The sequence below is a fragment of the Pseudomonas atacamensis genome, from assembly GCF_017167965.1.
Lineage (GTDB): Bacteria > Pseudomonadota > Gammaproteobacteria > Pseudomonadales > Pseudomonadaceae > Aquipseudomonas > Aquipseudomonas atacamensis.
On record NZ_CP070503.1, the window covers coordinates 2,206,987 to 2,228,663 of the forward strand.

General features: G+C 60.1%; 22 protein-coding genes. 11 read left to right on the plus strand and 11 right to left on the minus strand.

What is annotated here, in order from left to right; all coding sequences use genetic code 11:
• Window positions 1–232 precede the first annotated feature (232 nt).
• Window positions 233–2,593, plus strand: coding sequence for a DNA polymerase II (locus JWU58_RS10065; protein WP_185015324.1), 2,361 nt, complete (start codon window positions 233–235; stop codon window positions 2,591–2,593).
• Here JWU58_RS10065 and JWU58_RS10070 read toward each other — a convergent pair.
• The 3 genes from JWU58_RS10070 to JWU58_RS10080 form a co-directional block, all read right to left on the minus strand.
• Window positions 2,558–3,028, minus strand: coding sequence for a DUF1810 domain-containing protein (locus JWU58_RS10070; RefSeq protein WP_122880166.1), 471 nt, complete (start codon window positions 3,026–3,028; stop codon window positions 2,558–2,560). The genes JWU58_RS10065 and JWU58_RS10070 overlap by 36 nt on opposite strands.
• A gap of 24 nt (window positions 3,029–3,052) precedes the next feature.
• Window positions 3,053–3,874: an aldo/keto reductase gene (locus tag JWU58_RS10075; protein WP_123442075.1), complete on the minus strand. Its 822-nt coding sequence runs from the start codon at window positions 3,872–3,874 to the stop codon at window positions 3,053–3,055.
• A 217-nt stretch (window positions 3,875–4,091) separates the two neighbouring features.
• Window positions 4,092–5,240, minus strand: a complete 1,149-nt coding sequence (locus JWU58_RS10080; protein WP_123442076.1) for an aldose epimerase family protein — start codon at window positions 5,238–5,240, stop codon at window positions 4,092–4,094.
• A 245-nt stretch (window positions 5,241–5,485) separates the two neighbouring features.
• Between JWU58_RS10080 and JWU58_RS10085 the strand changes: the two genes are divergently transcribed.
• The 5 genes from JWU58_RS10085 to JWU58_RS10105 all read left to right on the plus strand — a co-directional run bounded on the left by JWU58_RS10085 (window position 5,486) and on the right by JWU58_RS10105 (window position 9,186).
• A complete protein-coding gene (locus tag JWU58_RS10085) occupies window positions 5,486–6,235 on the plus strand; it encodes a hypothetical protein (RefSeq protein ID WP_016775367.1) in 750 nt (249 codons plus the stop codon).
• 235 nt (window positions 6,236–6,470) lie between these two features.
• Complete coding sequence (locus JWU58_RS10090) at window positions 6,471–7,256, plus strand: sulfite exporter TauE/SafE family protein (RefSeq protein ID WP_206421858.1); 786 nt, start codon at window positions 6,471–6,473, stop codon at window positions 7,254–7,256.
• Window positions 7,257–7,442: 186 nt separating this feature from the next.
• Window positions 7,443–8,006 carry a DUF4174 domain-containing protein gene (locus JWU58_RS10095; protein ID WP_016775365.1) on the plus strand — a complete coding sequence of 188 codons (564 nt, stop codon included), beginning with the start codon at window positions 7,443–7,445 and terminating at the stop codon, window positions 8,004–8,006.
• A 603-nt stretch (window positions 8,007–8,609) separates the two neighbouring features.
• Entirely contained in the window at window positions 8,610–8,903 is a 294-nt protein-coding gene (locus tag JWU58_RS10100) for a DUF6124 family protein (RefSeq protein WP_390896805.1), read from the plus strand.
• A gap of 16 nt (window positions 8,904–8,919) precedes the next feature.
• Window positions 8,920–9,186 carry a hypothetical protein gene (locus tag JWU58_RS10105; protein ID WP_016775363.1) on the plus strand — a complete coding sequence of 89 codons (267 nt, stop codon included), beginning with the start codon at window positions 8,920–8,922 and terminating at the stop codon, window positions 9,184–9,186.
• A 97-nt stretch (window positions 9,187–9,283) separates the two neighbouring features.
• On the opposite strand, the gene ampC is transcribed toward JWU58_RS10105, so the two are convergent.
• Window positions 9,284–10,450, minus strand: a complete 1,167-nt coding sequence (ampC, locus tag JWU58_RS10110) for a class C beta-lactamase (RefSeq protein WP_206421859.1) — start codon at window positions 10,448–10,450, stop codon at window positions 9,284–9,286.
• Between the two features lie 159 nt (window positions 10,451–10,609).
• Here ampC and JWU58_RS10115 point away from each other — a divergent pair, with 159 nt between their 5' ends.
• The gene (locus JWU58_RS10115; RefSeq protein WP_122611228.1) at window positions 10,610–11,482 is read left to right on the plus strand and encodes a LysR family transcriptional regulator; all 873 of its coding nucleotides are present in this window, start codon (window positions 10,610–10,612) and stop codon (window positions 11,480–11,482) included.
• 118 nt (window positions 11,483–11,600) lie between these two features.
• On the opposite strand, the gene gudD is transcribed toward JWU58_RS10115, so the two are convergent.
• Together gudD and JWU58_RS10125 are read right to left on the minus strand one after the other, a co-directional pair.
• The gene (gene gudD / locus JWU58_RS10120) at window positions 11,601–12,944 is read right to left on the minus strand and encodes a glucarate dehydratase (RefSeq protein WP_206421860.1); all 1,344 of its coding nucleotides are present in this window, start codon (window positions 12,942–12,944) and stop codon (window positions 11,601–11,603) included.
• A gap of 25 nt (window positions 12,945–12,969) precedes the next feature.
• Window positions 12,970–14,316, minus strand: coding sequence for an MFS transporter (locus JWU58_RS10125; RefSeq protein WP_024013478.1), 1,347 nt, complete (start codon window positions 14,314–14,316; stop codon window positions 12,970–12,972).
• A 355-nt stretch (window positions 14,317–14,671) separates the two neighbouring features.
• Between JWU58_RS10125 and JWU58_RS10130 the strand changes: the two genes are divergently transcribed.
• Window positions 14,672–15,385, plus strand: coding sequence for a FadR/GntR family transcriptional regulator (locus JWU58_RS10130; RefSeq protein WP_016775357.1), 714 nt, complete (start codon window positions 14,672–14,674; stop codon window positions 15,383–15,385).
• 91 nt (window positions 15,386–15,476) lie between these two features.
• Complete coding sequence (locus JWU58_RS10135) at window positions 15,477–15,707, plus strand: hypothetical protein (RefSeq protein WP_206421861.1); 231 nt, start codon at window positions 15,477–15,479, stop codon at window positions 15,705–15,707.
• A gap of 112 nt (window positions 15,708–15,819) precedes the next feature.
• On the opposite strand, the gene JWU58_RS10140 is transcribed toward JWU58_RS10135, so the two are convergent.
• Window positions 15,820–16,734, minus strand: a complete 915-nt coding sequence (locus tag JWU58_RS10140) for a DMT family transporter (protein ID WP_241196156.1) — start codon at window positions 16,732–16,734, stop codon at window positions 15,820–15,822.
• 101 nt (window positions 16,735–16,835) lie between these two features.
• Between JWU58_RS10140 and JWU58_RS10145 the strand changes: the two genes are divergently transcribed.
• Window positions 16,836–17,717: a LysR family transcriptional regulator gene (locus JWU58_RS10145; RefSeq protein ID WP_206421863.1), complete on the plus strand. Its 882-nt coding sequence runs from the start codon at window positions 16,836–16,838 to the stop codon at window positions 17,715–17,717.
• Between the two features lie 193 nt (window positions 17,718–17,910).
• On the opposite strand, the gene trhP is transcribed toward JWU58_RS10145, so the two are convergent.
• Entirely contained in the window at window positions 17,911–19,239 is a 1,329-nt protein-coding gene (gene trhP / locus JWU58_RS10150; RefSeq protein WP_206421864.1) for a prephenate-dependent tRNA uridine(34) hydroxylase TrhP, read from the minus strand.
• Window positions 19,240–19,395: 156 nt separating this feature from the next.
• Between trhP and JWU58_RS10155 the strand changes: the two genes are divergently transcribed.
• Window positions 19,396–20,457 carry an AI-2E family transporter gene (locus JWU58_RS10155; RefSeq protein ID WP_071172957.1) on the plus strand — a complete coding sequence of 354 codons (1,062 nt, stop codon included), beginning with the start codon at window positions 19,396–19,398 and terminating at the stop codon, window positions 20,455–20,457.
• Here JWU58_RS10155 and JWU58_RS10160 read toward each other — a convergent pair.
• From JWU58_RS10160 to JWU58_RS10170, 3 genes are all read right to left on the minus strand, one after another.
• Window positions 20,454–20,636: a hypothetical protein gene (locus JWU58_RS10160; protein WP_016770690.1), complete on the minus strand. Its 183-nt coding sequence runs from the start codon at window positions 20,634–20,636 to the stop codon at window positions 20,454–20,456. The genes JWU58_RS10155 and JWU58_RS10160 overlap by 4 nt on opposite strands.
• Before the next feature lie 103 nt (window positions 20,637–20,739).
• Window positions 20,740–20,934 (minus strand): hypothetical protein, encoded by a 195-nt coding sequence (locus tag JWU58_RS10165; protein ID WP_016770691.1) that lies wholly within the window; start codon window positions 20,932–20,934, stop codon window positions 20,740–20,742.
• 229 nt (window positions 20,935–21,163) lie between these two features.
• Window positions 21,164–21,544 carry a hypothetical protein gene (locus tag JWU58_RS10170; protein ID WP_024013471.1) on the minus strand — a complete coding sequence of 127 codons (381 nt, stop codon included), beginning with the start codon at window positions 21,542–21,544 and terminating at the stop codon, window positions 21,164–21,166.
• Between the last annotated feature and the right edge of the window lie 133 nt (window positions 21,545–21,677).

Below are 21,677 nucleotides of genomic sequence, written 5' to 3' on the forward strand. Positions count from 1 at the left end.
AATGAAGCATCTGTGGCGAGGGGATTTATCCCCGCTGGCCGCGAAGCGGCCCCGCTTTTAATGAAAGGGCCTGCTGCGCAGGCCAACGGGGATAAATCCCCTCGCCACAGATAAATCCCCTCGCCACAGATAAATCCCTCTTGCCACAGATAAATCCCTGTTGCCGCAGATAAATCCCTTGCCACAATGCTGCGTAGAATGGCGTTCTGATTGAAACGTTGAGGTCGCAGTGGTGGATTTACAGCAGGGCTTCGTCCTGACCCGGCATTGGCGCGATACGCCGGCCGGCACCGAAGTCGAGTTCTGGCTGGCAACGGACGCCGGGCCGCGCCGCGTGCGTCTGGCGCATCAGCCGTCGGTCGCATTTATTCCCGCCGCACAGCGAGAAGCGGCCGAGCGTCTGCTGCACGATGAAAAGAATGTGGAACTGCGACCGTTGGCCTTGCTCGATTTTCAGCATCGTCCGGTGCTCGGTCTGTATTGCCAGCAGCATGGCCAGTTGATGCGCCTCGAAACCGCGCTCAACCGCGCCGGCGTCGACGTCTTTGAAGCCGACATCCGCCCGCCGGAACGCTATCTGATGGAGCGCTTCATCACCGCGCCGGTGCTGTTTGGCGGCACCCCGGATGCTGACGGCGTACTGATCAACGCCCAACTGAAACCCGACCCCGATTACCGGCCGAAACTGCGTCTGGTCTCACTCGACATCGAAACCACCGAAAACGGCGAGCTGTATTCCATCGCGCTGGAAGGCTGCGGCGAGCGCCAGGTGTACATGCTCGGCGCGCCGAATGGCGATGCCAGCATTGTCGATTTCGACCTCGAATACTGCGATTCGCGCACGCTCATTCTGAAGAAGCTCAACGACTGGTTCGCCCGCCACGACCCCGACGCGATCATTGGCTGGAACGTCGTGCAGTTCGATTTGCGCATCCTCCATGAACACGCACGGCGTCTTGGCGTACCGCTGAAGATCGGTCGTGGCGGCGAAGAAATGCAGTGGCGCGAGCACGGCAGCCGCAATCACTACTTCGCCTCGGCAGCGGGGCGGCTGATCATCGATGGCATCGAGTCGTTGCGTTCGGCGACCTGGAGTTTTCCCTCGTTCAGCCTGGAAAACGTCGCGCAGACCCTGCTCGGCGAAGGCAAAGCGATCAACAATCCGTACCAGCGCATGGACGAGATCAACCGCATGTTCGCCGAGGACAAGCCAGCGCTGGCCAAATACAACCTCAAGGACTGCGAACTGGTCACGCGGATCTTCGCCAAGACCGAACTGCTGACGTTCCTGCTTGAGCGCGCCAGCGTTACCGGTTTGCCGGCCGACCGCAGCGGCGGTTCGGTCGCAGCGTTCACCCATTTGTACATGCCGTTGATGCACCGCCAGGGCTTTGTTGCACCCAATCTGGGCACCAATCCACCGCAGGCCAGCCCCGGCGGGTTTGTCATGGATTCACGGCCGGGGCTGTACGAATCGGTGTTGGTGCTCGATTACAAAAGCCTTTACCCGTCGATCATCCGCACCTTTCTGATCGACCCGGTGGGCTTGATCGAGGGTCTGCAGCACCCGGACGACGCTGACTCGGTGCCGGGCTTTCGTGGCGCACGCTTCTCGCGCACCCGCCATTGCCTGCCGTCCATCGTGGCGCGGGTGGCCGAAGGGCGCGAAACCGCCAAGCGCGAGCACAATGCGCCGCTGTCCCAGGCGTTAAAGATCATCATGAACGCCTTCTACGGCGTGCTCGGCTCCAGCGGTTGCCGTTTTTTCGATACCCGGCTGGCCTCGTCGATCACCTTGCGCGGCCACGAAATCATGCTGCGCACCCGGCAGTTGATCGAAGAGCAGGGCCATGCGGTGATTTACGGCGACACCGATTCAACCTTCGTCTGGCTGCGCAGTCTGCACGGTCAGGATGAAGCAGCGCAGATCGGCCATGCGCTGGTCAAACACGTCAATGATTGGTGGCGCGCCCATGTGCGCGAAGAATACGGGCTGGAAAGCGCGCTGGAATTGCAGTTCGAGATTCACTACAAGCGCTTCCTGATGCCGACCATTCGCGGCGCGGAGGAGGGCAGCAAGAAGCGCTACGCCGGACTGGTCACCCGCGCCGATGGCAGCGAAGAAATGGTCTACAAAGGCCTGGAAACCGTGCGCACCGACTGGTCGCTGCTGGCTCGGCAATTTCAGCAAGAACTGTATGAGCGGATCTTCCAGCGCAAGCCGTACCAGGATTATGTGCGCGATTACGTGCGCAAGACCCTCGCCGGCGAGTTCGACGATCGGCTGATCTACCGCAAGCGTCTGCGCCGCACCCTCGACGATTACGAACGCAACGTACCGCCCCACGTCCGCGCCGCGCGGCTCGCCGATGACTACAACGCCGAGCAGGGTCGGCCCCGGCAGTATCAGAACGGCGGCTGGATCAGCTACGTCATCACCTTGGCCGGCCCGGAGCCGCTGGAAGTACGCCGCGCCGCCATCGACTACGACCACTACATCACGCGACAGCTGCAACCGGTGGCGGATGCGATTCTGCCGTTTGTCGACGACGACTTCTCAACCCTGATCGGTGGGCAACTGGGCCTGTTTTGAGTCGAGCAGTTGCAGCGTCCATTCATCGAGAATGCCGTGGAAGTAACGCTCCAGCGCCTGATGGAACAGACTGTCCTCGGCGCTGAACTGGGCGAACAGGGTCATCGAAGAATGAAATTTCAGGTCATCGGGATGGCCAAACATTTCTGCAATCGAGCGCTGCGGCACATTCAGCACCAGTTGCGTGCAGGTGCGCAGCCGCGCCCCGAGCAGCTCGTGGGCGAGATAGGCCTGGGCTTCCTCGGCTGAACCGATGGCGAAGCGGCGGGCCATTTCGCTGCCGCCCAATCCGGCGAACTGCGGAAAGACGAACCACATCCAGTGGCTGCGCTTGCGGCCTGTCTCGAGTTCACGCTGGACCCGTTCGAACACCGGATCCTGTGCCTGGACAAAACGTTGCAGGTTGTACGGGTCGTGCAGATCTGTGCTTCTCATGGCGAAGCCCTCGCAGTCGGCAGCTCAGACCATGGCCAGTCGCTGCTTGCGTTGAGGCGCCGGGAACACTTTGTCCAGCGCCGCCAGATCCCCGGCGTCCAGTTGCAACCGGGCCGCCTCGGCATTGAGTTGCACATGCTCGGGGCGCACAGCCTTGGGAATCGCAATCACGCCGTCCTGACGCAGGAGCCACGCCAGTGAAATCTGCGCCGGGGTGGCGTTGTAACGACTGGCAATGTCTTGCAGAACCGGCTCGGCGAGCATCGCGCCGCCCTGGCCGATCGGACAGTACGCCATCAATGGCAGGCGCTGGTGTTGGCACCACGGCAGCAGATCGAATTCGATGCCGCGCTCCTCGAGGTTGTACAACACCTGATTGGTGGCGCAGGCCGAGCTAGACAGTTCTTCGAGGTCGTCGACATCGAAATTCGACACGCCCCAACGGCCGATCTTGCCGTCCTCGCGCAGGCGTTCGAAGGCTTCGACGGTTTCCTCCAGCGGATACTGACCGCGCCAGTGCAGCAGATACAGATCGATGTAGTCGGTGCCGAGCCGACGCAAACTGCGCTCGCAGGCTTGCGGGATGCCCTGGCGGCTGGCGTTGTGCGGGTAGACCTTGCTGACCAGAAAGACTTGATCGCGCAGACCGGCAATGGCTTCGCCGACCACCGTTTCGGCACCGCCCTCGGCGTACATCTCAGCGGTATCGATCAGGCTCATGCCCAGCTCGATGCCGCTGCGCAGCGCCGCCACTTCACGGCTATGCGCCGAACGATCCTCGCCCATGCGCCAAGTGCCCTGACCAATCACGGGAACCTGCACGCCGGCCAACTCAAGGGTACGCATTCAAACCTCCTGCCTGAAAGAGTGGGTGTCTTTAGTGGGCAGCAGAATAGCGTCGGGGTTCAAAAAGCAAAAAAGATCGCAGCTCCTACAAGATCGTTCCCACGCTCCGCGTGGGAATGCATCAAGGGACGCTCCGCGTTCCAGCTCTGAAAGGGACGCGGAGCGTCCCGGGCTGCATTCCCACGCAGAGCGTGGGAACTATCATGGGGCGTGGGCCTTACTTGGTGGAGAACTTCAGTATCACGCTGTGGGCATAAGTCTGCCCCGGATCAAGCCGCGTGCTCGGGAAGTCCGGCTGGTTCGGCGAATCCGGGTAGTGCTGGGTCTCGAGGGTGAATGCGCCCCAGTGTGGATAGACCTTGCCGCCCTTACCCTTGACCGTGCCGTCGAGGAAGTTGCTGGTGTAGAACTGCACGCCCGGCTCGCTGGTGAACAGTTGCAGGACGCGTCCGGATTGCGGGTCGCTGACTTCGGTGGCGAGCTTGCTGACATCGCCCTTGGTGTCCAGTGCCCAGTTGAAATCGAACCCGCCCTGTTTCGGCTCGGCGAACTTCAGCTGCGGATGATCAGCCTTGATGTGCGTGCCGATCGCCGTCGGTTTGCTGAAGTCCATCGGCGTACCGGCGACAGGCGCCAGCTCCCCGGTCGGGATCAGTTTGGCGGTGACCGGCGTGTAATGGCTGGAGTTGATCATGGCGACTTGCTTGAGAATATCGCCATTACCGGCGCCGGCCAGGTTGAAGTAACTATGGTTGGTCAGGTTGAGCACGGTCGGCTTGTCGGTGCTGGCCTTGTAGTCGATGCGCAGTTCGTTGTTGTCGGTCAGGCGATAGGTGACTTCGGTGGTCAGATTGCCCGGGAAACCCATCTCGCCGTCGGCCGACAGGTAGGTCAGGGTTACGCCCACCGAATCCTTGTCCTTGGTTTCCCTGGCCTTCCAGACTTTCTTGTCGAAACCTTCGGGACCGCCGTGCAGGGCGTTGGATTTGTCGTTCTGCGGCACTTGATAGCGTTTGCCATCGATTTCGAAAGCACCTTCGGCCAAACGGTTGCCGAAGCGGCCGATGGTCGCGCCGAAGTACGCGGTGCCTTTCTGATAGCCCTGCACATCGTCAAAACCCAAGACGACGTCGTCGAACTTGCCGTGTTTGTCAGCGACTTTCAGCGCTTGCAGGGTCGCGCCGTAGGTAATCACGGTGGCTTGCATGCCGTGGCTGTTGCGTAGGATGTACTGTTCGACAGGCGTGCCGTCATTGGTTTTGCCGAAAGCTTTGTGTTCGGCGGTCAGGCCCGCCGCGTTGGCGGAAAGGGTAGCGATCATCAGGGACAGTCCGAGGCCGGAGAGCAGGTGACGGGATTGAAGCATGGTTGACCTTCCTTTTTGTTGTTGTTTTGAGAAAACGCAATTAGTCAGGCTATTGAATATTTCGCAGAAGATTTATAGCGGATTTACCGCTGTTGGCAAATATAAAGTCCGACTAATTGATGTGGCGAAAAGCGCCGAAGGTCGGCTCACCGCCAGGGCACTGCACTTTTTCGCAATCGGCGGCTCTATGCATGGCCAGGATGCGGTGACTCCCGCCGCACAGGAATGTGCCTGTCCGATACTTCATGCCGAGTGTTTTTGCCCTGATCACCGCCGCTCACCGCCGCCCGTGCCTGCTGCTGGCCTGCCTGTTGTCGCTGTTGCTCAGCGGCTGCAGCCACCAGAACGGCAATGGATTTTTCAATCAGATACGTGAAGGGCAGCCGCAGGAATTTCTCCAGACCAGCGTCGACCGTATGGCCACCCTGGCGATGCGCGACAACCTCGACAGTCTCTATCGATTGATGGGCAAGCTTTACCTGCGCAACCCGGAAGAACTGCGCAAATCCGGTTTCCTCACCGTCAACGCCGCCGTGAAACAGGTGCGTCTCGCTGTCGAGCAACAGCAGCCGTTGCCCGTGCTGGGCGGGCGCAAGGACCTGGCGGCGCTGAGCTATGCGATGAGTCCGGAATTCCTCGGCGACCGCGTCGGCGCCTTCATCTATGCGATCGGCAGCATGCTGGTTACCGCCCACGGCAATCGCACCGAGTTCTACATGACCGACGCGATCAACCCGACGTTCGTGCACAACGCCGCGCGCAACATCGAAAAAGCCATGTGGATTTTGTCGCAACGACAAAACAAGGAAGGCCAGCCGTTGCTGTTCTCCAACGAAATCTCGGAGGAGGGCAGCAATCTCAGCTTCGCCACCGAATTCAGCAAAATCGTCGCGCGCCTGGATCTGCTCACGCAGATGCTCGATGAGCGCTATCGCAGGATCGGCCTGAATTACGCGCAGAGTCTGCTGTTCTTGAATTTCCTGCCGGTGCAGTGAGCCTTGCAGGTTTGCTGTGGCGCAAAGATCCACTGTGGGAGCGAGCCTGCTCGCGAATGCGTTGTGTCATTCAACTCATCGGTCGGCTGACACCCCCTTCGCGAGCAGGCTCGCTCCCACAGGGATCTGCGGTGAATTCGATATGGCATAACGATAGACCGCATCGATATATGTGGTTATAAGAAAAATCGCTATGCTGCGGGCCAGATTTTCCTGTCGTTTTCTGGACGTTTGAATGGAATTGGCAAATTTCGGCCTGGTGATTGCCGGGCTGGTGGTTGGGTTTATCGTAGGCATGACCGGTGTCGGCGGCGGTTCGTTGATGACGCCGATTCTGCTGTGGTTCGGCATCAACCCGGCGACGGCGGTGGGTACCGATCTGCTGTACGCTGCGATCACCAAATCCAGCGGCGTCCTCGTTCACAGGAAGAACAAGAACATCGACTGGGCGATCACCGGCTGGCTGACCCTCGGCAGCGTGCCAGCCGTGGCCATGACCCTGTGGTTCCTCAGCACCCTGCACACCGCGCCGGACGCGATGAACGCCATCATCAAACAGGCGCTCGGCTTCGTCCTCTTCGCCACCGCCCTGGCAATCTTCTTCAAGAAACGCTTGCTCGAATTCGCCCACAAACGCGCGGGTGGCAACTACAACCCGAGCGGTTCGCGGCTTAACGTGATGACGGTGATCACCGGTCTGATCCTCGGCACCATGGTCGCCCTGACCTCGATTGGCGCCGGCGCACTGGGCACCGTCGCCTTGTTCATCCTCTACCCACTGCTGCCAACCCGCCGCTTGGTCGGCACCGAAATCGCCCACGCCGTACCCCTGACCCTCGTCGCCGGCCTCGGCCACGCAAGCATGGGCAACATGGACTGGGGCGTGCTGGGTTTCCTGCTGATGGGCTCGCTGCCCGGCATCTGGCTCGGCAGCCACCTGACCGGACGCATCTCCGACGAAGCCCTGCGCCCGTGCCTGGCGACGATGCTGGTGTTGATTGGTTATAAGTTGGCGTTCTGAGTAAGTCTGGAGCAAACACTTCCAATGCAGCGGCCGTAGGGATGTGCCAATGATCGCTTGCGTCATGTTGCGCAAAGCGCTCCCTGACCTAAGCTTCTGACAGGGCAATGCCTTTTTGCCAGACGCCGCCGGAACAATCGCCACGATGCGCAATCAGTAGTGCGTGGATATCAAAAGGAGATGCGCATGCTCATCAGGTCCCTGACCCTGACCCTCTTGCTGGCAATCGCCGGCCCCCTGTTCGCCGCCGACAGCGATTCACCCCTGGCCGGGGACGTGGGCCGCGCCCGCCCGCTGATCGTGATTGCGCAAAGCACTGTCGACCCGGTGTGGCTGAGCCTGAAGAAGTCGCTGGAAGATCCGGCCAACAAAAAGGGCGTCACCGACCGCAACATCAAGGTCTACACCATCCTCAGCATGTCCGGACAGCTCGACGGCAAGGACATGGGCCAGCAGGACACCATGGCCCTGCTGCGTTCGCTGAAGCTCGGTGCCGGCGCTTATCCAAAAGTGTTCCTGGTGGGCAAGGACGGCGAAACCAAGCTCTCCGCCTCGGGTGATGAAGCCAAGGCATTGAGCCTGGCGAAAATCTTCGAAACCATCGACGCCATGCCCATGGCCGAAAAAGAAGCCGCCGCTGCGGCCGCCGCCGCACAAACGCCTGCCGCCACCGAGCCGGAACCGGCCAAAGGCGCGAAGGGCAGCAAACCGGCGAAACCGAGCAAACCACCGCAGATGCCGGATGATTGATTGCGCGTTGCGTGAGTGAAGCAAAATCCCTGTGGGAGCTGGCAAACCAGCTCCCACATTTTTTTGTGAAGTGCACAGTTCAAATGTGGGAGCGAGCCTGCTCGCGATAGCGGTTTTTCAGGCGCTGAAAGGTGACTGATCGAGCGCATTCGCGAGCAGGCTCGCTGCCACAAGTCATCTGCTGATCGAAAGTCATTGCAGCATGTGCCTGCCGAAACGTCTGACGCCAACACCCTTCAAATCGAGTGGATTTTTCCTGCAAGACGCGGCGGTCGTGGTGAACTGGTGCGTTGTGACGCAGAGGGATAACCTCTTTTGGCCGCTGAAAAACACAGTGGTCGGATGTGGAAGTCCGGTTGTTCGGTTACATCCATCAATGTCTCAAAAGCGCATGTCGACGGGTTTTATGTCAACATCGCCGCGTTTTGGCGGCTGTGCGCAGGAGCACTCTCGAGTGCGCCGGGTATTGGTGGATTGGCCTGGTCTTCCACACCTGCGTACAGCTGCCACCCTCATGTGGAAGTGAGACAGGTAGTGTTTCCTACAATCCACAACGGTAATCAACACATGAAAAAACACACTCCAAATCCCCCCGAATCCCCCATGGATTCAAGCTCCTTCGACTCCAATAATCCGCGTCTGCGCCACCCCGGCCAACCCGATCCCATCAGCCACGTTTTCACCATTCTCCCCGACATCGACACGGCGACACTGCTGAGCCATGCCTGCGAAACCCTTGCCTCACTGAACGTACTGACCACCGATCTGGCCTGCGAGTTGAGCGGTGCGCAGCGCAGCCTGACGTTGTCGATCCAGCAATTGGCGGTAGTCGGAGAACTGCTGGTCAACCGCGCGCTGGACAATCTCGATTCACCCCCAACGGCGACTCAACATTGAACAGGGAGGTTCTACCATGGCGCGTTACATACCGATCACCGGGATTGACTGCAAAATTCCCTGTGTGCTGATCGACAGCGAAGCCCCCATTGACGTGTTGCACGGCACCGCGGCTTACCGCTTGCGCTGTGTGACGCAGCTGATGGAGAGCCTTTCGCTGGACGAGGGCAAGGGACACGATGCATTGCTGTTGCAGGATTTCGCCCGGGTGCTGGCGATTCCGTTGCGCGATAGCTGTGACTTGATGGATGTCATTGGCTGGCGCTTGCAGGCGCAGCTTTAAGCGCTGAAACGAAAAAGATCGCAGCCTGCGGCGGCTCCTACAGGATCGGGTTTTCACTCGGTCAATGGAGCTGCCGCAGGCTGCGATCTTTTGATCTTTATTCGGTCAACTGACTGAAAATCTCATGCGCTATCTTCACCCGTTCGACGTTCGGGTAATTCTTGTTGGCCAGAATCACGATGCCCATGTCCCGCGACGGCACGAACGCCACATACGCGCCAAAGCCCCGTGTAGAACCGGTCTTATTGAATAGCACATTGGCCGGTTCAGCTTGCGGTGGAGTCAGCCATTCGACTTTGTGCGGTTCCATGGCCATGGGGGTCGAGTTGCCGTTTTGCAGTTTTTCCAGGCTGATCGGGTAGGCGTAGCGTTCCCAGCCCAGGCCTTGGGTCATGTCGCCGACGCGGTAATAACCGATGTGGGTGTTGGCGATGGCTTTGTGCAGATCAGGCGCAAGGCTGGCCGGTTGCAGCTGTGCCTGGACGTATCGCAGCAGGTCGGCGGCGCTGGTTTTGATGCCGTAGGCTTCGGCGTCGAGGGCGCCGGGGCTGACGCGTACCGGTTGGTCGGCGCTGTCGTAGCCTTGGGCATAAAGCTTCGACTGCGCTGACGGTACGCTGAGGAAGGTGTGCTGAAGGCCGAGTTTCGGCAGCAGGGTTTGCGTCATTGCCTGGTCGAACGGCTGGCCGAGGCTTTTCGCCGTCAGGTAGCCGAACAGGCCCAGGCTCGGGTTGGAATACAGGCGATGGCTGCCGGCGGGAAATTGCGGTTTCCACTGTTGGTAATAGCCGAGCATCCTGTCGGAAGAATCCGCGTCAGCGGGAAATTGCAGCGGCAGTCCGCCAGCACTGTAGGTGCCCAGTTGCAGCACGCTGATGTTGTCGAAGGCGCTGCCCTTGAGCTCCGGCCAGAGTTGGCTGGCCTTGCTCGACAGGTCGAGTTTGCCTGTGGCCTGGGCGTAACCGGCGAGGGTGGCGGTGAAGGTTTTACTCACCGAGCCGACTTCGAAGAGGGTGTTTTCGCTGACCTTTTGCCCGGTGTCTTTAGCGGCGACCCCGTAGTTAAAGTAATGCGCCTGGCCATTCAGCGTGATCGCTACGGTCAGCCCCGGGATGTTGTTTTGCTGCATCACCGGGGTGACGGCTTGGCTGACCAGTGCCTGCAATTGCGCATCCGTCGGCGTTGCGGCATGACAGGCAACGCTGCCGAAGAACAGTGCGAAAGCGCTGTAGGAAAAGACCTTGCTCGGTTTTAAGGAACACATGATTGAATCACTCTCCATGAGTGTCGATTGTTGTATCCCGCTACACTGCGGGTGATTTTTCATCGGGCGGCCGATCAGCGCGGCCAATTTAGGCACTTCGCTGGATCTCGACAAACGATGAAAACTCGCATGGGCCATTAGAAAAATTTGGGGCAACGCATGATTCGACCGCAACTGCCGCTCAACGCTCTGCGCGCATTTGAAGCCTCGGCACGTCATTTGAGTTTTACCCGTGCTGCCGTCGAGTTGTGCGTGACACAAGCGGCGGTGAGCCATCAGGTCAAAAGCCTGGAAGCGCAGCTCAACCTGACCCTGTTCAAACGCCTGCCACGTGGGCTGATGCTGACCAGTGAAGGCGAAACCTTGCTGCCGGTACTCAGCACATCATTCGATCATATTGCGCAGATGCTCGAACGTCTGGCCGGTGGGCAGTATCGCGACATGTTGACGGTCGGCGCGGTGGGCACTTTTGCTGTGGGTTGGCTGTTGCCGAGGCTGGCGGACTTTCGGGGGAAACATCCGCTTATAGATTTACGTCTGTCGACCAATAACAACCGGGTGGATGTGGCGGCGGAAGGACTGGATTACGCCATTCGTTTCGGTGCTGGCGCCTGGCATGGCATCGAGGCGACACGCTTGCTCGATGCGCCGTTGTCGGTATTGTGCGTGCCGGAGATTGCCCGGCAGCTGCACTCGCCGGCGGACCTGTTGCAGCAGACCTTGCTGCGCTCCTATCGCACCGATGAATGGCCGGAGTGGTTTCACGCAGCGGGCCTGGCGACGCAGGCCGCGCCACCGCAAAGCATCGTGTTCGATTCGTCGCTGGCAATGATGGAAGCCGCATTGCAGGGCGGCGGCGTGGCGTTGGCGCCGCCGCTGATGTTCGCCCGGCAACTGGCGGCAGATGCGATCTGCCAGCCGTTTGCGATCGAGATCACCACCGGCAGTTACTGGCTGACGCGGTTGCAGTCGCGAGCGGAAACGGTGGCGATGAAAGCGTTCAAAACCTGGTTGCTGCAAATCTCAAGCTGAAAACCGATTTGTAGGAGCTGCCGAAGGCTGCGATCTTTTGATTCTGTTTTGAAGATCAAAAGATCGCAGCCTTCGGCAGCTCCTACTCCCACAATTGAAATCAGCGGCGCCTGCTGGATTACCGCACCAGACACGGCCGTTTGTTATCGAATTTCCACCCCGGAATCAGAAACTGCATCGCCACGCTGTCATCCCGCGCGCCGAGGCCCATGCTTTTGTACAGTTCGTGGGCCTTGGCCACTTGATCCATGTCCAGTTCCACGCCCAGTCCCGGTTTCTGCGGCACTTGCACGCAGCCGTCGACAATCTGCAGCGGTGCCTTGGTCAGGCGCTGACCGTCCTGCCAGATCCAGTGGGTGTCGATGGCGGTGATCTCGCCGGGTGCGGCGGCGGCGACATGGGTGAACATGGCCAGGGAAATATCGAAGTGGTTGTTGGAATGCGAGCCCCAGGTCAGGCCCCACTCGTGGCACATCTGCGCGACGCGCACCGAACCCTGCATGGTCCAGAAGTGCGGGTCGGCCAGCGGGATGTCCACTGACTGCAACTGAATCGCGTGGCCCATTTCACGCCAGTCGGTGGCGATCATGTTGGTCGCGGTTTTCAGCCCGGTGGCGCGGCGAAATTCAGCCATGACTTCGCGCCCGGAATAACCGTTTTCCGCACCGCACGGATCTTCGGCGTAGGCGAGTACGTGGTGCTGATCGCGGCATAGACGAATCGCCTCTTTCAGCGACCAGGCGCCGTTCGGATCGAGGGTGATTCGCGCTTCAGGGAAGCGCTCGGCCAGTGCCGTGACCGCTTCGATTTCGGCATCGCCGCTGAGCACGCCGCCCTTGAGTTTGAAATCCTTGAAACCGTACTTGGCGTGCGCCGCCTCGGCCAGGCGCACGACTGCTTCGGCGGTCATGGCTTTCTCGTGACGCACACGGAACCAGTCGTTGTCGGCGTCCGGTTCGCTGCGATAGGCCAGATCGGTTTCGTGTTGATCACCAACGTAAAACAGGTAACCGAGCATCTTCACTTCGTCGCGTTGCTGACCTTCACCGAGCAGCGCCGCCACCGGCACGTCCAGATGTTGGCCGAGCAGGTCGAGGAGGGCGGCTTCCAGGCCGGTGACCGCGTGAATGGTGATGCGCAGGTCGAATGTTTGCAGGCCGCGGCCGCCGGCATCGCGGTCGGCGAAGGTCTGGCGCACCTGATTGAGGATCTTCTGGTAGGTGCCGATGGGGCTGCCGACCACCAGATTGCGCGCGTCTTCCAGGGTCTGGCGAATGCGCTCGCCACCGGGCACTTCGCCGACGCCGGTGTGGCCGGCGTTGTCCTTGAGGATGACGATGTTGCGGGTGAAAAACGGCCCGTGGGCGCCGCTCAGGTTGAGCAGCATGCCGTCGTGACCGGCCACCGGAATGACCTGCATGTCGGTGATGATCGGAGCTTTGGCGGTGTCGTGAACAGTCATTGTTGTTTTCCTTGTCGAGACGTAGTCAGGCGTGTTTCGGCGCGGCGTCGGCCACAGCCTTTTCAGCAGCGGGTTTGGGCGTGGTGCGCGCGGCGAAGACGATGATTGCGGCGATGATCGAGGTTGCGGCCAGACCATAGAGGCCGCCCTGGATCGAGCCGGTGTGTTGCTCAAGCAGGCCAAAAGTGGTCGGTGCGACGAAGCCGCCGAGGTTGCCCACCGAGTTGATCAGCGCGATCACTGCCGCCGCGATGCGTGCATCCAGATAAGCCTGGGGAATCGGCCAGAACAGCGACGAGGCGGATTTGAAACCCAGTGCCGCAAAGCAGATCGCGACGAAGGCAAAGATCGGCCCGCCAGTGGTGGACATGAACATCCCCGCTGCGGCGATCAACAGGGCAGTGGCGACCCATGCTTGCTGGTGTTTCCACTTCGCCGACAGCGAGGCGAAGGCATACATGCCGACGATCGACAGCAACCATGGAATCGAGTTGAACAGGCCGACCTGGACGTCGCTGAGTTCTCCCATCTTCTTGATGATGCTCGGCAGCCAGAAAGTCGCCGCATAAATAGTCAGCTGAATGAAGAAGTAGATCAGGCAGAACAGAATGATCTGCCGGTCCTTGAGCAGTTTGCCCAGCGACGGCCGGATCGGCGTCGCGGCTTCGCGGGCCTTTTGCTCGTCGTCGATGGCGCTGACCAGCGCATCCTGTTCGGCGCGGCTCAGCCATTTCGCGTCGTGGGGTTTGGCATCCAGCCAGAACCAGACAAACACGCACAGGCACACCGAGAACATCCCCTCGATGAAATACATCCATTGCCAGCCGTGCATGCCCAGCCCATTGATCTGCAGGAGCAGACCGGACAGCGGGCCGGAGATCAGCGAGGCCACGGCCGAGCCGCTGAGGAAGATCGCGATCGCCTTGCCGCGCTCGACGCCGGGCAGCCAGCGGGTGAAGTAATAAATTACCCCGGGAAAGAACCCGGCCTCGGCGACACCGAGCAGGAAGCGCAGGATATAGAAGTGGGTTTCGTTCTGGATGAACGCCATGCAGGCGGCGACTATGCCCCAAGTGAACATGATGCGGGTCAGCCAGATGCGTGCGCCGACTTTCTGCAAAAGCATGTTGGACGGCACTTCGAACAGCGCGTAACCGATAAAGAACAGCCCGGCGCCGAAGCCATAGGCGGCAGCACCAATGCCCAGATCGGTTTCCATGTGGGTGCGGACGAAGCCGATGTTCACCCGGTCAATGTAATTGACGATGAACATGATCACGAAGAGCGGCAGGACGTGGCGTTTGACTTTGGAGATGGCGGAGGCGAGCGTCGGGTCGACGCTGTCCTGCATCCCGGAGATGGAGGTTTTCACTGATGTTTCTCCCACTGATTATTTTTATGCGGGTAGGACTGGGTGCTGCGTTGTTGCTAGACATCATACAACCGTAATTTTTTGTCCTACAAGTGGGGAGGGGCGATTAAATTCTTCTGATTGTTCGTTTTCTTATGCGAAAACAGGATCTAAGCTCGTATTTATTGATTGTTGAGCCAGTCGAGCGGAGCGCATTTTTGATATGTAAATGGTGATGCGTGATGGCTGGCTATCGAAAATATTCGACGTAATTGAGTGTTGTCATACAAGTTGATGGCCCGTCGACCGCTAAAATCCATCTCAACCGTCATCCCGCAGTGCTACGATCGGCAAGCCCCGATCACCGGAACCGATCATGCAAGAAGACCTCGACGCGCCCGCGCGCAAACGCACGCACAACCTCGCTCATGACCTGGTGGAAAAGCTCACCCAGAGCATCCTGCTCGGACAACTGTCGCCCGGTGACAAGCTACCGTCGGAGAACTCCATCGTTCAGGAGCACGGCGTCAGCCGCACGGTGGTGCGCGAGGCCATTTCCAAGTTGCAGGCCTCGGGGCTGGTCGAGACGCGCCACGGCATCGGTACCTTCGTGATCGAGCGTGCAGCGGAGCAGGGCCTGCGCCTGAACGTCGATACGGCGCTCGGCGTGCGCAGCATTCTCGAATTGCGCATGGGCCTGGAGACGCAAGCGGCGGCGCTAGCGGCGCAGCGGCGCAGTGAGCAGCAGGTGCAGCAGATGCGTCAGGCGCTGGATGACTATCAACGGCTGCTGGCGAACAACGACAGCTGCGTGGAGGCCGATCGGCGTTTTCATCTGCTGATCGCCGAGGCCACCGGCAACGCTTGTTTCAGCGAGATCATGCAGCACCTGGGCAGTGCGATGATCCCGCGCAATCGCCTGAATGCCGCCGAGCGCGGCGCGGCGGATCTGAGCAAGCTCGGGCACTTGGCCAATCTGGAACACGAGGCGATTCTGAATGCGATCAAGCGTCAGGACGCCGATGCCGCCCGCGCCGCGATGTGGCTGCACCTGACCAACAGTCGTGATCGCTTTATCGCCCAAGGCTGATGCCGCTGGTCTGATCTACCGCACGCCCTCAGCACCCGCGCTTCCAAACAATACGCCCCGGATAATCCGGGCCAGTATTGTGAGGTGCAGCATGGCTGATGACTCGCTTGTTCCCGGTGGCATGGCGCCCACCGACCAGACCCGCCCCGTATCCGGCACCGACGAGCCGACGCTGAGCGATCACGACGCACCGCCGGGCATGGACCCGGGGCGCGATCCGCTGAGCGATGCCGACCGCCCGAATGACTGGAAGGATCCGTCGGAAGACGACGATGTACCGCCGGCGGATGAGCCGACACCATTGTCGGATGATATGCGCTGAGGTCTGGATTATTCATTGAGTGGGCCGGCCTCTTCGCGAGCAGGCTCGCTCCCACAGGGAGTTTGTGTCATCCACTGTGGGAGCGAGCCTGCTCGCGAAGACGGCATCGGCTTCACTGCAGATTCAAGCCTTTGCTCTCAACTGCTCGAACGACGCCAACCCGACGCTCCAGATTCAACGCCAACACACTGATCAACACAACCACCGCTCCCATCAGCACCATCAACGTCGGCCGTTCCCCCAATCCCCATGACGCAATCCCCATGGCCGTCGGCGGTATCAGATACAAAGTCATCGTCGCCCGACTTAAATCCACGTGCTTGAGCACGAAACCCCAGGCCAGATACGCCAGAGCGCTGGGAAACACCCCCAACATCAGCACCGCCCACTGCGCACGCGGCGGCGCCTGCATCACGGCGTCAGCCAGCCCCGGCAGATAAATCAGCAACAGCAACGTCCCCGACCACACCGCGTAGCAGCCCAGGCTGAAGCCGTCGTAGCGCCGCGCATGATGCTTTTGCAGGGCGAAATAGAGGCTCCAGGAAAGCGCCGCCAACAAGATCAACAAGCCATGGGCATTGATAGCGCCCAGGCCCTTGTCGCCGCTGACTACGATCACCACGCCGACAAATCCAAGCAGCACACAGCCCCAACGCCAGAGGCTGACGCGGTCTTTGAACACAAGGCGCGCCAGCAGCGTGCTGAATAACGGGCTCGATTGCGCCAGCACGCTGGAAGCCCCGGCACTGATGCCTTGCTGGCCGATGTTCAAGGCGACGTGATGCAGGCTGACGGCGAAGAAGCCCAAGGCAAACAGCAACGGCACATCGCGCCACTGCGGCAGGCGAATGCCTTTGAAAATTGCGATCAGCGCCATCAACAGCGACGCCAGCAGAAAACGCAGCAAGGCCAGATGTCCGGGCTCATATGCTTGCAAGCCGAGATGAATGCCGGTGGGCGAATAACCCCAGCAGCCGATGACAAACGCCATGGCCAGGATGATTTTGCAGGTAGAAGTGGAAGTCATGATCGAGGCACCAGGGCAGTGGATGCGCCGAGTATCCGGGCGCCCGATCATTCGTCACAACTGACTTATACTGCGTCGACTGTTCACTCGGAGTGATGATTATGGAGCTGGCGCAAATCCGCATGTTCAAGACTGTGGCCGAGGTCGGCAGCATTGCCCGGGCCGCCGAAAAGCTGTTCTGCGTGCCGTCGAACATCACTGCGCGGATCAAAGCGCTGGAGGCCGAGTTGGGCGTGGCGCTGTTCTTGCGCGAGGGGCGCGGACTGCGCATCAGCCCGGCGGGGCAGACCTTTCTGGTTTATGCGGAAAAGATTCTGGCGCTGACCGTCGAAGCCAAACTCGCGCTCGACCCGGCCGCCGAGCCGTCCGGACCGCTGCGCATCGGCGCCATCGAGTCTTCGGCGACCGGGCGCTTGCCGCGCCTGCTGGCAAAATTCCACAAGCGCTACCCGCAAGTGGCACTGGAACTTACCACCGGCACCTGGAGCCAGTTGCTCGACGACACCGTCAAGCATCGCCTGGATGGTGCGATCGTGGCGGTAGATGTCGAACGTGCTCAGCTCAAACGCACGCCGATGTATCGAGAGGAATTGTTACTGATCGCCTCGACTTCAGTCGGCCCGGTGCGCGACATCGCGGATCTGCAAGACAAAACCCTGTTCATGTGGCCACCGGGTTGCCCATACCGCGCGGCACTTGAGCATTGGTTGCTGCGCCGAGGGCAGGCGCTGCCGATTGTCAGTCTGGCCAGTTACGGAGCGATTGTCGGCTGCGTCAGCGCCGGTGCCGGGGTGGCGCTGGTGCCCCGGGGCGTGTTCGAGCAGTACGCCAAAGGCGCGGGCTGCGAGGGTTACGAGTTCGCTGAACTGATGGCGATCGAGAATTTGTTTTACTGGCATGAAAACGCCGGTGTGCACCCGGCGCGAGATGCATTTGTGGCGATGTTGCGGGAGGAGTTTGCCGAAGCAAGGTTGCGACAGTGATCGTTGTCGGATGATAGGTGCTGAAGTCTGGTGTTCTTTGCTGAGTTCGCCGGCCTCTTCGCGAGCAGGCTCGCTCCCACAATGGATGTATGTACGACACAGATCCACTGTGGGAGCGAGCCTGCTCGCGAAGACGGCATCGGCTTCACCAGCAAATCACGGCCATGCTGCGAGTGCCAGACAAAATCGCCAGTCAACCAACACGCAAATCCCGCATCAACAACCCAAAGCGCAAGTCCACCGCATCCGGTATCGGCACGTACACCGTATGCCCGTCCCCCGGCGCCACTTCGATCGCTTGGCCGCTGACACTCTGCAATTCATGCAGATCAAAATGGAAATTGCCCTTGGGCGTCATCAGTTCCAGATGATCGCCCACGGCAAAACGATTCTTCACTTTCACCTCGGCCAGGCGATCCCGGCGCTCGCCGGTCAGCTCGCCAACGAACTGCTGCCGCTCCGACACCGAACTGCCGTGCTGATAGTTCTGATATTCGTCGTGCACATGGCGGCGCAGAAAACCTTCGGTGTAGCCGCGCTGGGCCAGCGACTCAAGATCCAGCATCAGGCCGCGATCAAACGCGCGCCCGGCCACGGCATCATCGATCGCCCGGCGATACACCTGGGTGGTGCGTGCGCAGTAGAAATGCGATTTGGTCCGGCCTTCGATCTTCAATGAATGCACGCCCATGCGCGTCAGCCGCTCGACATGCTGCACGGCGCGCAGGTCCTTGGCGTTCATGATGTAGGTGCCGTGTTCGTCTTCGAAAGCCGGCATCAATTCATCGGGACGATTGGCTTCCTGCAACAGGAAGACCTGATCGGTCGGTGCGCCGAGGCCTAGCGTCGGCTCGGGTTGAAAGGTCTGGACGATCTCGCCGAGCTGGTTTTGTGTGGCTTCCTGCGCCGTGTACTTCCAGCGGCAGGCGTTGGTGCAGGTGCCCTGATTGGCATCGCGTTTGTTCATGTAACCGGAAAGCAGGCAGCGCCCGGAATAGGCCATGCACAGCGCGCCGTGCACGAACACTTCCAGCTCCATGCCCGGCACCTGCTCGCGGATTTCGCCGATCTCCTCCAGCGACAATTCGCGCGACAGAATGATCCGGCTCAGCCCCTGTTGCTGCCAGAACTCGACGCTCGCCCAATTCACCGTGTTGGCCTGCACCGAAAGATGAATCGGCATCAGCGGAAAATGCCGGCGCACCAGCATGATCAGGCCGGGGTCGGACATGATCAGCGCATCCGGGGCCATCTCGATCACTGGCGCCAGATCCTTGAGAAACGTCTTCAGCTTGGCGTTGTGCGGGGCGATGTTGACCACCACGTAGAAGCGCTTGCCCTGCGCCTGCGCCTCACGGATGCCCAGCGCCAGGTTGGCATGATCGAACTCGTTGTTGCGCACCCGCAGGCTGTAGCGCGGCTGGCCGGCGTAGACCGCATCAGCGCCGTAAGCGAAGGCGTAACGCATGTTTTTCAGGGTGCCGGCGGGGGCGAGAAGCTCGGGGGCGATGAGAGTCTGCATTTGGGTGTCGGTCGCAAAAGCCGCGCAGGGTAGGGCAGCTGTTGCGAGGGTTTATTGATCTGGATCTATGCTCCATGAATAAACATGGCACTCGCGCGCTCGGCGGCTGACTAAGTGGGGCGGGCGTGCGTGACGCCTGACTGACATGGACCGGATATGAACGAAAAGAGTCTGCAATTCAAATCCCTGACGGTGCTGCTGGTGCTGGTCACGGTGGCTTTTATCTGGATTCTGCTGCCGTTTTACGGCGCGGTGTTCTGGGCTGTCATCCTCGGCATTCTGTTTGCGCCGGTGCAGCGCAGGTTGCAGCAGAAATTTGGCTGGCAACGCAATGTGACGTCGCTGTGCACCTTGAGCCTGTGCCTGGTGATCGCGATTCTGCCGGTGATCATCGTCAGCATCCTGCTAGTGCAGGAAGGCGCGACGGTCTACAAGAACATCGAAAGCGGCGAGCTGGATATCGCCGCGTATCTGGCGCAGTTCAAGCACAGCCTGCCGCCGTACTTTCAGCACTTGCTCGACCGCTTTGGCATGGGCGAACTCGACAGCTTGCGCGAGAAGATCGTCAAAGCGGCGATGCAGGGCAGCCAGGCGCTGGCGACTCAGGCTTTCAGCTTCGGCCAGGGCACATTCGAATTCGTGGTGAGCTTTTTCATCATGCTGTATCTGCTGTTTTTCTTTCTGCGTGACGGCCCTGAGCTGGCGCGCAAGATGCGCACTGCCGTGCCGCTGGAAGAAAACCACAAGCGCCGCCTGCAACTGAAGTTCAACCGCGTGGTGCGCGCCACGGTCAAAGGCAACGTGGTGGTGGCCGTGACCCAAGGCGCGCTGGGCGGGTTGATTTTCTGGTTTCTCGACATTCCCAGCGCGCTGCTCTGGGCGGTGCTGATGGCGTTTCTGTCGCTGTTGCCAGCGGTGGGCGCGGGGATTGTCTGGGCGCCGGTGGCGGTGTACTTCCTGCTCAGCGGCATGATCTGGCAGGGCGTGGTGCTGGGCTTGTTCGGGGTATTCGTGATCGGCCTGGTCGACAACGTGCTGCGCCCGATTCTGGTGGGCAAGGATACGAAAATGCCCGATTACCTGATTCTGGTTTCCACCCTCGGCGGCCTCGCGGTCTTCGGCCTCAACGGCTTTGTGATCGGACCGCTGATTGCCGCGTTGTTCCTGTCGAGCTGGGCGCTGTTCGTCGAGACCAAGCCCAAGGTGCAGCTGCCTTAGGCATGAAACGTATTGCTGGCGACTTGTTGCGACAAGGCCTGTGCTGCTGGCAAGGAGGTGAGCGGGCCGCTGATCGGCTCGCCATCGCGCACCAGATACCAGCAAGCGAGCAAACCGGATGCACGCAGCGAAGCGGGAACTGCGCTGCCGATCACCGACATGATTTGAACCTGTGCCATGGGAAAAACTCCATCAAACTGATGGGGCTACCTTAGGGATTTGCCGGCACGACGGACAATCAACGCTTTCGATAGTGGTCATTGATGCCAGTGAGGTCTGGCGTCATTCGACCACTTGATCGAGCATGTGCATGACTTCGCGCTCATTGAGCAGGCCCTTGTGCACGAGGTTTTCGGCGAGCAGGGACAGCAGCTTGGCGCAGCGATGGCCTTCCAGATGCTTGAGCTCGGTAAGTGCGCTGTACACCTTGCTCGAGGTGCACAGACCGACGATGCGGTGCGGGTTTTGTGTGGGCATACAGTCGTCCTTGTTGTTATCGATCTGTTGTTTACGGACGGATTCAGATTGCGGTTCCGTCATGACAAAGCGGTGACCGTTCGATGAAAAAAGCCCGACGGTCGATTCCATCATGCCGACTTTAGCTGCTCGCACTGTCCTCACAGCGACCTTGGCGAGATTTTTTCAGACGTTGGCCGACCAGCGGTCATAAAAAAGCCCCGCTTGAAAACGGGGCTCTGTGTTGCGCTTACCAGCGTGGACCGCCGTAGTAGCCATGCGGGCCGCCGTAGTAGCCGTGGGGCCGACCGTAATAACCACGAGGCGGGCCGTAATAGACGGGGGCTGGCTGCACGTAGACCGGTTGTTGTACATACACCGGCGCCGGCTGGTAATAGACCGGTGGCGGCGGTTGCTGCACGTAGACCGGTTGCGGCTGCACATAAACCGGTTGTTGCTGCACATACACCGGCCGATCCTGGTTGATCAGTGCCGAGCCGATGATGGCCGAGCCGACGATCGCGCCAAACACTGCAGGGCCCTGCCAGCCATGGCCACCACCCGCTTCAGCCTGGCCGGTGACGGCAAGTGCGCCAATCAACAAAGCCATGATGGGAAGTTTACGAATCATGATAAGTCCTCGGTTCTTCGACCCGGCGCCGCGGCCTGAGTCAGGCCCACAGTTGTCGCGGGGATACAGCTAAGACAGCAAAATTGCGAAATTCAGCACAGCCGCTGGGTAAATTTTGTGTAAGGTCTGTAGC